At 62.5% G+C, this 12,874-nt stretch carries 12 protein-coding genes and 1 pseudogene; 9 read left to right on the top strand and 4 right to left on the bottom strand.

From position 1 onward, the window contains the following. Nucleotides 1-510, bottom strand: a complete 510-nt coding sequence (gene msrB / locus KW062_RS24170) for a peptide-methionine (R)-S-oxide reductase MsrB (protein ID WP_027619607.1) — start codon at nucleotides 508-510, stop codon at nucleotides 1-3. A gap of 153 nt (nucleotides 511-663) precedes the next feature. Between msrB and KW062_RS24175 the strand changes: the two genes are divergently transcribed. Both KW062_RS24175 and KW062_RS24180 read left to right on the top strand, forming a co-directional pair. Continuing rightward, the gene (locus tag KW062_RS24175; protein WP_105754777.1) at nucleotides 664-1,380 is read left to right on the top strand and encodes a response regulator transcription factor; all 717 of its coding nucleotides are present in this window, start codon (nucleotides 664-666) and stop codon (nucleotides 1,378-1,380) included. Continuing rightward, complete coding sequence (locus KW062_RS24180; RefSeq protein ID WP_105754778.1) at nucleotides 1,377-2,897, top strand: sensor histidine kinase; 1,521 nt, start codon at nucleotides 1,377-1,379, stop codon at nucleotides 2,895-2,897. Before KW062_RS24175 ends, KW062_RS24180 begins: the two co-directional genes overlap by 4 nt. A 134-nt stretch (nucleotides 2,898-3,031) precedes the next feature. Here the strand turns inward: KW062_RS24180 and KW062_RS24185 are convergent, their stop codons facing one another. Genes KW062_RS24185 through KW062_RS24195 form a run of 3 tightly spaced genes read right to left on the bottom strand, consistent with a single transcriptional unit; the run spans nucleotide 3,032 to nucleotide 6,467 of the window. Further along, nucleotides 3,032-3,787 carry a class II aldolase/adducin family protein gene (locus KW062_RS24185; protein ID WP_051550556.1) on the bottom strand — a complete coding sequence of 252 codons (756 nt, stop codon included), beginning with the start codon at nucleotides 3,785-3,787 and terminating at the stop codon, nucleotides 3,032-3,034. Next, a complete protein-coding gene (locus tag KW062_RS24190; protein WP_105754779.1) occupies nucleotides 3,784-4,722 on the bottom strand; it encodes a CobW family GTP-binding protein in 939 nt (312 codons plus the stop codon). The genes KW062_RS24185 and KW062_RS24190 overlap by 4 nt, the downstream gene beginning before the upstream one ends. Beyond that, the gene (locus KW062_RS24195; RefSeq protein ID WP_027619602.1) at nucleotides 4,719-6,467 is read right to left on the bottom strand and encodes an amidohydrolase; all 1,749 of its coding nucleotides are present in this window, start codon (nucleotides 6,465-6,467) and stop codon (nucleotides 4,719-4,721) included. The genes KW062_RS24190 and KW062_RS24195 overlap by 4 nt, the downstream gene beginning before the upstream one ends. Before the next feature lie 223 nt (nucleotides 6,468-6,690). Between KW062_RS24195 and KW062_RS24200 the strand changes: the two genes are divergently transcribed. The 7 genes and pseudogenes from KW062_RS24200 (at nucleotide 6,691) to KW062_RS24225 (ending at nucleotide 12,804) form a co-directional block, all read left to right on the top strand. Then, complete coding sequence (locus tag KW062_RS24200; RefSeq protein WP_105754780.1) at nucleotides 6,691-7,596, top strand: LysR substrate-binding domain-containing protein; 906 nt, start codon at nucleotides 6,691-6,693, stop codon at nucleotides 7,594-7,596. A gap of 161 nt (nucleotides 7,597-7,757) precedes the next feature. Further along, nucleotides 7,758-8,849: an ABC transporter ATP-binding protein gene (locus KW062_RS24205; RefSeq protein ID WP_027619600.1), complete on the top strand. Its 1,092-nt coding sequence runs from the start codon at nucleotides 7,758-7,760 to the stop codon at nucleotides 8,847-8,849. 75 nt (nucleotides 8,850-8,924) lie between these two features. Beyond that, nucleotides 8,925-10,037, top strand: coding sequence for an ABC transporter substrate-binding protein (locus KW062_RS24210; protein ID WP_027619599.1), 1,113 nt, complete (start codon nucleotides 8,925-8,927; stop codon nucleotides 10,035-10,037). 10 nt (nucleotides 10,038-10,047) lie between these two features. Further along, nucleotides 10,048-10,914 carry an ABC transporter permease gene (locus KW062_RS24215; RefSeq protein ID WP_081786382.1) on the top strand — a complete coding sequence of 289 codons (867 nt, stop codon included), beginning with the start codon at nucleotides 10,048-10,050 and terminating at the stop codon, nucleotides 10,912-10,914. A gap of 8 nt (nucleotides 10,915-10,922) precedes the next feature. Then, nucleotides 10,923-11,750, top strand: a complete 828-nt coding sequence (locus tag KW062_RS24220) for an ABC transporter permease (protein WP_027619597.1) — start codon at nucleotides 10,923-10,925, stop codon at nucleotides 11,748-11,750. Nucleotides 11,751-11,847: 97 nt separating this feature from the next. Beyond that, nucleotides 11,848-11,925 (top strand): annotated as a pseudogene (locus KW062_RS29070) (outer membrane lipoprotein carrier protein LolA); the annotation flags it as partial. A gap of 174 nt (nucleotides 11,926-12,099) precedes the next feature. After that, a complete protein-coding gene (locus KW062_RS24225; RefSeq protein ID WP_105754781.1) occupies nucleotides 12,100-12,804 on the top strand; it encodes a hypothetical protein in 705 nt (234 codons plus the stop codon). The last annotated feature ends 70 nt before the right edge of the window (nucleotides 12,805-12,874 follow it).

The following is a 12,874-nucleotide window of genomic DNA, read 5'->3' on the forward strand; positions in this document are numbered from 1 at the left end:
TCAGGCCGCTTGCGCGGTGAAGGTCATCGCCAGGCCGTTCATGCAGTAGCGCAGGCCGGTGGGTTGTGGACCGTCATCGAAGACATGGCCCAGGTGCCCGCCGCAACGACGGCAGTGCACGGATTCACGGAGCATGCCGAAGGAGCGGTCCTGGCGCGTGCCGACCGCATTCGCCAGCGGTGCCCAGAAGCTCGGCCAGCCGGTGTGGCTGTCGAACTTGCTGCTGGAAGAAAACAGCGCCAGCTCGCAGCCGGCGCAGGCGAAAGTGCCGGGCCGGTGTTCATTGTTCAGAGGGCTGCTGTAGGCGCGCTCGGTGCCTTCTTCACGCAGGATGTGGAACTGCTCGGCGCTCAATCGCTGGCGCCACTGTTCATCGCTGTAATTGACCTCGAAAGTCTCGGCGGCCTGCGCGGATTCGATCAACGTCACCCTCCGTGGCCAGGCACTCGCCACCAACGCCGCGATGCCCAGCCCGCCGCCTGCCAGAAGAACTTGTCGACGTGAGTACATGGCTGTCTCCGAAAAATCACTGTGAGGGGTATGCAACACAGCCTAGGCTTGTGCTGATCGCCAAATCCTCACGGGCAGTTAAACAATTCGTGATAACTCGGCGCCGGGAAAACCCGCACAATGGGTGTCATTACGTAACGAGATCGAAGCCCTATGGATCAGCCCAAACGCGTCCTGGTGGTCGAGGACGACACGCACATCGCCGACCTGATCTGTCTGCACCTGCGGGACGAGCATTTCGAGGTGGTGCACAGCGCCGACGGCAACCAGGGCCTGCGCCTGCTCGAACAAGGCAACTGGGACGCGCTGGTCCTCGACCTGATGCTGCCCGGGGTCGACGGCCTGGAAATCTGCCGCCGCGCGCGGGCCATGGCGCGCTACACGCCGATCATCATCACCAGCGCGCGCTCCAGCGAAATGCACCGCATCCTTGGCCTCGAACTGGGCGCCGACGATTACCTGGCCAAACCGTTCTCGATGCTCGAGCTGGTGGCGCGGGTCAAGGCCCTGCTGCGCCGGGTCGACGCCATGGCGCGCAACCTGAAGATGGATGCCGGCAGCCTGAATAGCGACGGCCTGTTCATCGATCCGATCACCCGCGAAGTGGCGCTGCGCGACAAGCGCCTCGACCTGACCCCGCGCGAGTTCGACCTGCTGTATTTCTTCGCCCGCCAGCCGGGCAAGGTGTTCTCGCGCATGGACCTGCTCAACGCCGTCTGGGGCTACAGCCACGAAGGCTACGAGCACACGGTCAATACCCACATCAATCGCCTGCGGGCGAAGATCGAAAGCGACCCGGCGCAACCGGTGCGCATCCTCACTGTCTGGGGTCGCGGCTATAAGTTCGCCTCGGCGCAGGAGTCGGCATGAGACTGACCCTGTCGCAACGCCTGTCCCTGGTGTTCGCCCTGTTGCTGCTGGTGTGCAGCGGCACCTCGGTGTGGATGCAGGTGCGCGCGAACAAGATGCACGAGCTGGAAGTGGTGCAAGGTCTGTCCCGCGACCTGGCCCAGCACATCGCCCGCGACACCCAGTTGATGGACGCCAACGGCCTGAAACCCGAAGCCCTGCGCGGCCTGTTCAGCCAGTTGATGCTGGTGAATCCGAGCGTCGAGGTGTACCTGCTCGACAACCAGGGCCGGATCATCGGCGACGCCGCGCCGGAAGGTCACCTGCGCCGTGAGCAAATCGACCTGGCGCCTGTACAGCGTCTGCTCAACGACGAAAGCCTGCCGATCCTCGGCGACGACCCGCGCAGTGTCGACGGCCGCAAGGTGTTCAGTGCCGCTCCGCTCAAGGTCGCCGGCAAGCAGGCGGGGTATCTGTATGTGGTGCTGCTCAGCGAAGAGCGTGACCGCCTCGCCGAGCGCGATGCCAACAGCGTTGCCCTCAATACCGCGCTGTGGTCGATTGGGTTGGTGGCGTTGCTGTGCCTGATCGCTGGTCTCACCGCTTTTACCCTGATCACCCGGCCGCTGCGGCGCCTGACCGACAGCGTGGCGCACTTCGATATCGATGGTGTGCCTGCGGCAGCGCCCGTTGCACCTGCGCCCGAGCCATCGGCCAGCCAGGACGAAATTGCCATACTCGATGCAGCCTTTCGGCAGATGCAAAACCGTCTCGGCGAACAATGGCGCTCCCTGACCCGCCAGGACCAGGAGCGCCGTGAGTTGGTGGCGAACATTTCCCATGACCTGCGCACGCCGCTGGCGTCGCTGCATGGTTACCTGGAAACCCTGTCGCTCAAGGACGCCAGCCTGACCCCGGAGGAGCGCCGGCGCTACCTGGGCATCGCCCTCGATCAGAGCCGCAAGGTTGGAGGGCTGGCGCAGTCGCTGCTGGAGCTGGTGCGCCTGGAACACGGATTCGTCCAGCCGGTGCTGGAGCGGTTTTCGGTGACGGATCTGGTGCAGGATATTTTCCAGAAATTCGAGCTGACCGCTGAAGCCCGGCAGGTGCAACTCAACGCCAGCTTTGCGCCGACGGTAGCGGCAGTATGCGCTGACCTGGGGCTGATCGAGCGGGTGCTGACCAATCTGTTCGACAACGCGTTGCGCTATACACCGGTCGGTGGCTCGATCGATATCCGCTTGGTGCCTCAGGGTAAATTCGTCGAAATCACCGTCAGCGACAGCGGCCCGGGGATCGCGGCCGAACTGCGCGAGGGCTTGTTCTTGCGTCCCTTCAACATCGGCGGCGCCCGCCGCGACGGCGGCCTTGGCTTGCGCATCGTGCAGCGGATCCTGCAACTGCATGGGCGGCAGATTCGCTTGCTGGATGTGCCGGGGCAGGGTGCGACTTTCAGCTTTTCCCTGCCGGTGGATGAAGAGACAGCCAGCGGGTTGGCGGTGCGCTCGATGAATCTGAATACGCCGGGGACTCATTGAGGCGCAGACGCCTGTCGGGCCGCCGCGATTGCTTTGGGTCAGGCATGCAGATGCAACTGATCCACCGCCATCGCGAGCAGGCTCGCTCCTACAGGGATCGGGGGCGGTCACAGGTGTGTCTGTGAATTCGCAGGTTAATCGCGGTAGTCAGGCGCCACCCGACCCAACAACCGCAACAACGCCTTCCACGCCAGGTCCAGTGCATCCGGGTCGTTCAATTCGCCCTCGGCCAATGGCCGGTCAGGCTGGTTGAACTGGCGCTCGGTGTGGGCGCAGACCTCGGGGGTGGGCAGCACCAGTTCGCCGCAGGCCTGAGCCGCGAGCTGGATGTCGCAGGCTTTTTCCAGGTAGTACATGCGCAGGAAGGCTTGGGCCACGCTGGCGCCGACGGTCAGCAGGCCGTGGTTGCGCAGCATCAGCACGCTCTTGTCGCCCATGTCCGCCACCAGCCGCTTCTGCTCTGCCAGATCGAGGGCGATGCCTTCGTAGTCGTGGTAGGCGACCCGTCCGTAGAACTCCATGGAAATCTGATTCACCGGCAGCAAGCCGCAGGCCAGCGCCGCCACCGCACAGCCGGCACGGGTGTGGGTATGCAGCACGCACTGAGCGTCTGCGCGGGCTGCATGCAAAGCGCTGTGGATAACAAAACCGGCCGGGTTGACCAGATGCGGACTGTCCTCCACCGCACGACCATCCAGGCCGATCTTGACCAGGCTCGACGCCGTGATTTCATCGAACATCAGCCCGTAAGGGTTGATCAGGAAATGATGCTCTGGCCCTGGCAAACGCACCGAGATGTGGGTGAAGATCAGGTCGGTCATGCGAAAGTGCGCGATCAGCCGGTAACAGGCGGCCAGCTCTTCGCGCAACCGCTGTTCGGTCGGATTCATGGACGCACCTGGCACTGCTCCAGGCCGTCGATCAAGGCCTGCCAATTGTCGAAGCCACGGCGCCCGATAAACACCAGGCGCGTACCGCTGGCGGTTGCTTCATCGATGGCCGGGAGGAACTGACTGCGGCTGCCGACGTGTTGCAACCAGTGCGCCTTGGCGCCCTGATCCAATACCACCAGACCTTTGACCCGGAACACATCATTGGGCAACGCCTGTAACCAGGCGCGCAGCCGTTCGACGTTGAGCGGCGCGGTGCCCTGCCACAGATGACTGCTGAACATCTCGCTGTGGTCTTCGCTGGCCACCCGCACCAGTGGCTTGAGTGCGCGCGGTTCCAGGTCCAGATCGGAATCTAGCCACAGCGCATCAGGCAACTGCGCCTGCACGCTTTCGTGAATCCGCGTACGCAACCCCAAGGCCTGACGCAGCGCCTGCAACTGTGTTTCGTCGACCAGATCGGTCTTGTTCAACAGCAGCAAGTCAGCCGCCCCGACCTGGGCCCGCGCCAGCCGCGCATACTCGCCTTCGAGCTGCAAATGGCGGGTGGCGTCGACCACGGTGATCACCATGTCCAGTTGCATCTGGCTGCGCAGTTGCGGATAGGCCAGGGTCTGCACGATGCGCTGCGGGTCGGAGACGCCGCTGCACTCGATGACGATGCGTTCCAGGCGCGGCTGCAATTGCGCCAGGCTGGTCAGTTGCGCCAGCAGGTCTTCCTGCACGGTGCAGCAGATGCAGCCATTCTGCAGGCTGTACACCGCATCGGTGACCTCGGAAACGATCGCCGCATCGATGTTCAGCTCACCAAAATCGTTGACGATGACCGCCAGCCGGCTGCCCTCGGCACGGCGCACCATGCGGTTGAGCAAGGTGGTTTTACCGGCGCCGAGAAACCCCGAGACGACGGTCACGGCGATGCGTGGGGAAGTCATTCTGCCTTGCCCTCCAGCACCGGTGGTTCACCCTGCCACACGGCCTTGAGGCCGATATCGCCGAGGGCGCCATGACGGTCGTAGACCAATTGCCCTTCGACGAAGGTCAGCAGCACCTGGGTCTGGTGGATGTAGTTGCGCGCCGGCTGGGCGAACAGGTCGCGGTCGATGACGATCAGGTCCGCCGATTTGCCGACTTCCAGGCTGCCGGTCGAATGCTCCAGGCCCATGGCCACGGCACCGTTGATGGTGATCACGTTGAGGGCTTGCTCGAGGCTGATCGGATCGCCGAAGCAGGACGGGTCGTCGTTCCACGGGTTCTGCCGGGTGACCATGGTTTCCAGCGCCAGCCACGGGTCGATCGACGCCACCGGCCAGTCGGTACCCATCACTGCCGTGCCGCCGGCTTCGAGCACGCCTTTGAAATCGTAGATACGCTTCAGGCGTTCCTGGCCATAGCCCGAGCGCGCACCGCTGGCGAACGGCGTCGGGTACCAGGCGGCCGGGGAAAACTCGGCGATCACGTTGAGTTCCTTGAAGCGCGGCAGGTTGCCCGGATGCAGCAGGGTGCTGTGGGCGCACTGGTGACGTACGCCGCTGAAACCGTTGCGGCGACGGGCTTCGGCCACGGCATCGAGGAACACGTCAGAGGCGCCGTCGCCGGTGCAGTGAGCAATCACGCGGATGCCCTTGCGGTCCATGTCCACCACCATATCGGTGATGTGTTCTGGGGTCAGGTTGAGCTTGCCGCGCCAGTTTGCCTCTTCCGGCCATGGGGTCAGCAGGTAGGAGGATTTCGGCTCGACCGTGCCGTCGAAGTGGAATTTCACCGCGTTGGCGCTCAAGCGCGAGCTGCGGTAGTAGTGACGCTCACCGGCCAGCAATTCCCAACGCCGACGCACCGGGAAAATATCGTCCTGCCAACTGATCGCCGCTTCGATGCGCACGGTCAGTTCGCCGCTGTCGTCCAGCTCCTTGAGCGCCTGCAGGCGTTGCTCGCAGACATGAACGTATTTACTCGCGGTGACGCCACGGGAGCTCTGGAAATGCACACCGTCACGGTAGGCACGGCGCAGCACGCTGACCGGAGTCGGCGGCATGGCCGCGTGGATCATCGCGTAGGCGCCGTCGATCATCAGGCCGTTGGGCTCGCCGGTCAGTTCGTCGCGCTCGAAATAGCCGTTGCGCGGGTCCGAGGTGTGGCGGTCGATGCCGGCCAGTTCCAGTGCCTTGGAGTTGACCATCATGGTCCCCCACATGCGGTCGAGCAGTGCCACCGGGCGGTCCGGCATGACGCTGTCGAGCCAGGCGCGACCCGGAGTCAGGCCGGCTTCGCGGAAGGTGTAGCGCACCCAGTACTGACCGTAGATCCAGCCGTCGCCGGGGTGGCTGTCGGCGTAGGCAAGGATGCTTTGGCGCAGTTGCTCGGGAGTCGGGTCTTCGATGCCGACATCCAGGTCATCGCTGTAGCGCGGTGCCAGGGCGAGGTCGGGGTGGGTGTGCATGTCGTGCAGGCCGGGCATGCAGAACGCGCCGTCGAGATCATGCATGCGGGTGTTCGGGCCCTTGAACTGTTGCAGCTCGTCGAGGCTGGCGACACCGATCAACTTGCCGTCGCGAATGGCCACGGCTTCGGCCCATGGCCGCGACGGGTCTTGGGTGTAGATACGGCCGTTCCCGAGGATCAGGTCGGCGTAAACGCCCCGCGCGGAATGGGTAGAAGAAAAGTTGTCGGACTCAGCCATGCAAGCCACCTATGGGTTCAATGCCAGTGAAAGGTCTACCGCGCTCAAAAAGGCTGCGTGGACCCAGACGAATGGCGCTAGTATTGTTGAATCAACCAATACAACAATCGATTTTTTTTGGCCTGATCGTTCAATTTAAGTCACCATAACTGGCGCTTTGCTCGCGGCTCGGAATCAGCAAAATACGCCGCCACCCTCACCCTCAACCCTGGCAGGACTTTCTATGCGCTTTCCTTCGATGACAGCCCTTCGGGCTCTGGACGCGGTCGCCCGATTGGGCAGCGTGTCGGTGGCCGCCCGCGAACTGAACCTGACGCGCAGCGCCATCAGCCATCAGATCAGCAAGCTCGAGGAGTGCGTGGGCTTTGCCCTGACCGAGCGCATTGGTCGCGGAATCGGCCTGACCTATCAGGGCGAGCGCTATGCCCGTGAGGTCCACGGCATCCTCCTGAACCTGCTGGACGCCGGGCAACCGGTGAACGACCAGGAAGTCTCCGGGCGCCTGTGCGTCAGTTGCGCCCCGGGCTTCGCCACCTACTGGCTGTGCCACCACATCGGCGCGTTCCTGCGCCAGTACCCGCAGGTGCAGTTGCAGTTGATTTCGCCGAAGTCGCCGGACGACACCCACAACAGCAACGTCGATCTGTTCATTGCCTACGGCATTGGCGACTGGCCGGAAATGGAGGTTGAGGAAATCGTCGCATTGCGCTTTTTCCCGGTGTGCAGCCCACGCCTGATCAACGCACTCGGCGGCCTGAAAAGTCCGCAAGAGCTGAGCGACTACCCGCTGCTGCACATGACCGATTATTCGGACTGGCGGATCTGGCTGACCGCCGCCGGGGCCACGGGGGTCAATGCCATGAGCGGCATTCTGTTCTCCGATGCGCACTGCGCGCAGTCGGCGTGCATAGCGGGGCAAGGGATCGCCATTGGCGACAACCTGATCAGCGGCGACGCATTGTCCAAGGGCCTGCTGGTGCGCCCTTTCGATATCACCATTGATCTGCACCGCGGCTACTACCTCGCCACCGACCCGCAAAAGGCTGAACGCCGCGTGGTGCGGGCCTTCAGCAGTTGGGTCAAGACGCAATTGCAGTCGTCCCATCAGACCTGGCAGGACACGCTGTAAGAAGGTCTGAAGCCACTGGGCAATTGAGTAATTTTTTTGACCAATACCCGCAAAATAATTCCATTGATGTAGCAATGCTTTTAACAATAATGAGGTCAAGCCCCTGTCGGATTAATCCCCGCCTCGCCTGTCGCAGTGGCAATAAAAAGAGGAATTCCATCGTGTCCAGCGGTTCAGCCATCCAGCTCAGCGCACAAGGTATCAGCCAGTATTACGGTCGTTTCGCCGCGCTGGATAATGTCGATCTCGACGTCCGCCAGGGCGAGTTCCTGACCCTGCTCGGCCCGTCCGGTTCGGGCAAGACCACCTTGCTGATGATCCTCGCCGGCTTCCTCAGCCCGACCTCCGGCAAGTTGATGGAACAGGGCGTCGACATCATCAAGCGCTCCGCCGAGAAGCGTAACTACGGCATGGTGTTCCAGGGCTATGCGCTGTTCCCGCACATGACCGTGGCGGAGAACGTCGCCTACCCGCTGCGCATCCGCAAAGTCGGCGCCGAGGAGCGCCAGCGTCGGGTCAAGCACATCCTGGAGGTGGTCGGCCTCGGTGCGCAGATGCACAAGAAGCCGGCCGAGATGTCCGGCGGCCAACAGCAACGGGTGGCGATTGCCCGGGCGCTGGTGTTCGAGCCGGAACTGTTGCTGCTCGACGAGCCGCTGTCGGCGCTGGACAAGAATTTGCGCGAACAGCTGCAAACTGAATTGCAGCGTATTCATCGTCAGGTCGGCACCAGCTTCGTGTTCGTCACCCACGACCAGAACGAAGCCCTGGCCTTGTCGTCGCGCATCGCGATTTTCAATCACGGCAAGCTGACTCAGGTCGACACCCCGGAGAACATCTACAACCGCCCGGAGAGCCGCTTCGTCGCCGAATTCCTCGGCAAAATGAACCTGTTCCCGCTGCACGACACCACGCGCAACGGCCCGACCGCCAGCGGACGCTGCGGCGACAGCGTGCTGCACGCCCAGGCGCCTTCGCCCCTGAGCAAGCAACCGATCGTGCTGGCGGTGCGCCCGGAACACATGGACCTGCACAGCGAGCGGCCGAACCGCGAAGGCTACAACGTGATCCCCGCGCAGCTCACCGACAAGGTCTACCAGGGTTCCAGCACCCATCTGGCGCTCAAGGTCGGCGGCGACAATCTGCCGATCAATCTCTCGGTCCCCGGCAATCACCCTGGCGCACAGATGCCCAGCGGCGCCCCGGTGTGGCTGAGCTGGCCGGTGCAGCAGAGTTTCCTGCTGCAAGCCTGATCGCCCGAACAATGCGTCACGAAGCTCTCTTTTAACCAATAACAACAGCGGACCACCGCCCACCGAGGACTTGCCATGCGCCAGGATCATCAACGCGACTGTATTGAAGTGCTTATCGAAAAGGCCCGTGGCGGCGAGATCAACCGACGCACCTTCATTCAGGCCATGGGCCTGTTGGCGGCGGTGCCGTTGGCGTTGCGCAGCGGCATCAGTTGGTCGGCGGACAAGCCGCTGGTGGTGGTCAACTGGGGTGGCGACGCCCTGACTGCCTTCCGTTCGGCCTGGACCGACACCTTCACCAAGAACACCGGGATCCAGGTGCGCATCGACGGCGCCGGACCAACCGAGGGCGCCATTCGCTCGCAGCTGGCCAGCGGTCAGCCGAGCTGGGACGTGGTCGACGTCGAGAGCTACAGCGCCATCGTCCTCGGCAAGGAAAAGATCCTGCAGCCGCTGGACTACAGCGTGATCAAGCGCGATCAGGTGGCCCCGGCACTGGCCTCGGACCACGGCATCGCCAGCTACCAGTTCAGCTACGTGATGGCCTGGGACAGCGAGAAGTTTGGCGACAACGGTCCGAAAACCTGGGCAGATTTCTGGGACGTGAAGAAATTCCCCGGCAAACGCACCCTGTACAAGTGGATGAACGGCATGCTCGAAGCAGCCTTGCTGGCTGACGGTGTTCCCGCTGATCAGCTGTATCCGCTGGACGTGGCACGCGCCTTGAACAAGATCGACGAGATCAAGCCACACGTGCTGTCGTTCTGGAGTTCGGGCGCCGAGAGCCAGCAGTTGATGGTCGACGGCGAAGTCTCGGTCGGTGCGATCTGGCACACCCGCGCCAAGCTGCTCAGTGAAGACACCGAAGGTCGGGTGCGCTGGAGCTTCGACAACGGCTTCATCAACTCCAGCAGTTGGGCGGTGTTGAACGGCAATCCGGCCGGCACGCCAGCGGCGATGCAGTTTATCCAGCACGCGCTGCAGCCGGAAGGTCAGCTGAAGTTGTTCGAACTGCTGGGCAATGGGCCGTCCAACAGCGCCACCGAGAAACTGATGTCGGCCGAGCAACTGGAGGCCAACTGCGCGTCCGAAGCGAACCTGAAAAAACAGATCGCGCTCAATGCCCAGTGGTACGCCGACAACTATTCAGCCGCCCTGGAACAGTACCTGACGCGACTGTCCAAGTGAGCCCTCGATCATGACCATGACCTTAACCCTGAGCAAACCCAAGCCCCGGTTCAGTTCGCCGGCGCTGGAGCGCAGCCTGCTGCTGTTGCCGCTGCCGGTGTTGCTGCTGATCTTCTACGTGCTGCCGTTTCTTGGCGTGGTCGGCTGGAGCTTTTCGTTGCCGACGCCGGGCATCGAGCAATATGAGCGGATTGCCACGGACCCGGCGATCCACGAAATGCTCTGGCGCACCTTGCGCCTGTGCCTGACGGTCAGTTGCCTGGCGCTGTTGATCGGCTACCTGCTGGCCTACTGCTGGGTGTTCAGCCCGCCGTTCTGGCAGCGCGTGGTGGAAATCTGCATCTTCATTCCGTTCTGGATCTCGGTACTGGTGCGGGCCTTCGGCTGGTTGATCGCGCTGCGCAGCAACGGCGTGCTGAACAATGGGCTGATGGGCATGGGCCTGATCGATCAACCGCTGCAGCTGAGTCGCAACGAAATCGGCGTGGTGATCGGCATGCTCCACGTGATGATTCCGTATGCGGTGTTCCCGCTGCTGTCGAGCATGCGCCAGTTGGACCAACGCATCCTGATGGCCTCCCGTGGTTTGGGTGCCGGGGCGTTGCGCACCTTCTGGCAAGTGTTGCTGCCACAGACCCTGCCGGGGGTGCTGGGTGCGTTCATCATGGTCTTCGTGTTCTGCCTGGGCTTCTTCATCACCCCGGTACTGCTGGGTGGCGGACAGACCGTCATGATCGCCGAATACGTGTTCCTGCAAATGTTCCAGACCAGTAACTGGGGCCTGGGTGCAGCGCTCAGCGTGGTGTTGCTGGCCCTGGTCAGCGCGCTGATCTGGGTCCTGCTGAAAATGACCCGCGTGAACCGCCTGGTAGGCTGAGGTTACTTATGAACACCCATCGCACAAGCCTGAGTACCCGGCTGCTGGCCGTAATTGCTATGGCCTTCATGCTGTTCCCGCTGCTGACGGTCATTCCGGTGTCCTTCACCAGCAAACGCTTCCTGTCGATGCCCGAGGGCAATTGGTCGATGCGGCACTACGAGGCACTGGTGAGCAATCCGGACTGGTTCCATGCCATCAGCCAGAGCCTGACCATCGCCCTCGCCACCAGTGTCATCGCGACCCTGCTGGCCGCCAGCTTCAGCCTCGGCATCTGGTACTCGCGCTCGAAACTGGCCACCGCGCTGATCGGTCTGGTACTGCTGCCGATGGCTATTCCGCCGGTGATCTCGGCGCTGGTGCTGTATTTCATGGAAACCAAACTCGGGCGTTTCGCCCCGGGCATGGGCTATGACACCTTGCCCGGTGTTGTGATTGCCCACGTGATCATGGTCGTGCCCTACGGTGTGGTGACCATGCTGGTTGCCCTCAGCCAGATCGACCGACGCATCGAACTGGCCTCGCGCAACCTCGGCGCCAGCTTGATGCAGACCACCTTTATGGTGATCCTGCCGAACCTGAAACTGGGCCTGGCCTCCACCGCGCTGCTGGGGTTTGCCCTGTCGTGGGAGGAAGTGGCGGTGACGCTGTTCATCACCAGCGTCAACGTCGACACCCTGCCCAAGCGGATCTGGAGCGGCTTGCGCGACAACGTAGACCCGAGCGTGGCGGCGATTTCGGTGTTGTTGATTTCGCTGACCCTGCTGGTGTTGATTGGCCGCCTGGTGGTCCAACACCTGGCCGACAAGCGTGCGCAGAAACTTCTGCATCCGTAACGCGCTTACCCCCCGAGAGAGCCCCGCGTTTGCCTGGCATGCGCGGGGCTTTTTTCGTTTACCCCCCGCCGCCCCTGTAGGAGCGAGCCTGCTCGCGATGGTCGTCAACGATGACGCGAACATCCTGAATGCACGCGGCGCCCTCAGGTTTTTCGCTAGCAGGCTCGCTCCCACAAGGAGTTTGCGGTGGACGCTGATCTCGTGATCAGCCACAAACATTGCAGGAACGAAAACATGACCAGTCACCCGTTCATCCGTGACAACGCCGCCCCGCTCCCATAAATTAGGCGGCCCGAAAAGCCCCCGGGCTTTCTCGCCCCGATCCAGTTAGAGAAGTAGTGAAATTTCAATGCCAGATTCCAACACCGCTGAATCCGTAGTCACCCTGTCGTCCAAAGCGGAATACGAAAACTCCATCAATCTTTCACAACACGTGCCCCAGGCCAAAACCATCAGCGAGATGGTGCTGGACGCCTTTCACAGCAACAAGGAAAGCGAGCAGATTCGCGAACTGCGCGCGGCCATCCGCGAGGCCCATGACCGTTTCGACGATGACCAGGCCTACGAACTGATGGGCCAGCTCAAGCAACTCAAGGACGCCGAGGCCGCCGACAGCGCCGCCCTCGAAGACCTCAGCAGCAAGTTTCCGATCAGCCGCATCCTGTCGAGCTTCAAGGATGACCCGAGCTTCCAGGAACTGGTCTACGGCCTGGCCCTGAAAGTGTTGAACCAGACCCATCAGGCCATCAGCAATCCGAGCGGCGGTAAAGGCAAAAGCGCCCGCGTGAAGAAAGAAGCCGAGGTGTTCAGCATCAGCAAGGACGGCGTCAGCGTCACCCTGCCCCTGCGCACCCCACGCTCGAAACCGAGCGTCGACCGCGAAGCCTTCGAATTCCTCGGCTTCAGCTTTGTCGGCGAAGGCGATGAGCAGGAACTGACCAGCGAGACCTTCCTCGACCACCAGGGCAACGAACAACCCGCCACGCGCAAAGCCATCATCACCGCCCTGCAACAGCAGACGGCGTTTGAGGGGTACAGCATTACTGCGCAGTAAATAGATGCCTGACACACCGCCTTCGCGAGCAGGCTCGCTCCTACAAGGTTTTGAACTGCGCCAAACGACA

It is taken from the genome of Pseudomonas fluorescens, from assembly GCF_019212185.1.
Taxonomy (GTDB): Bacteria; Pseudomonadota; Gammaproteobacteria; order Pseudomonadales; family Pseudomonadaceae; genus Aquipseudomonas.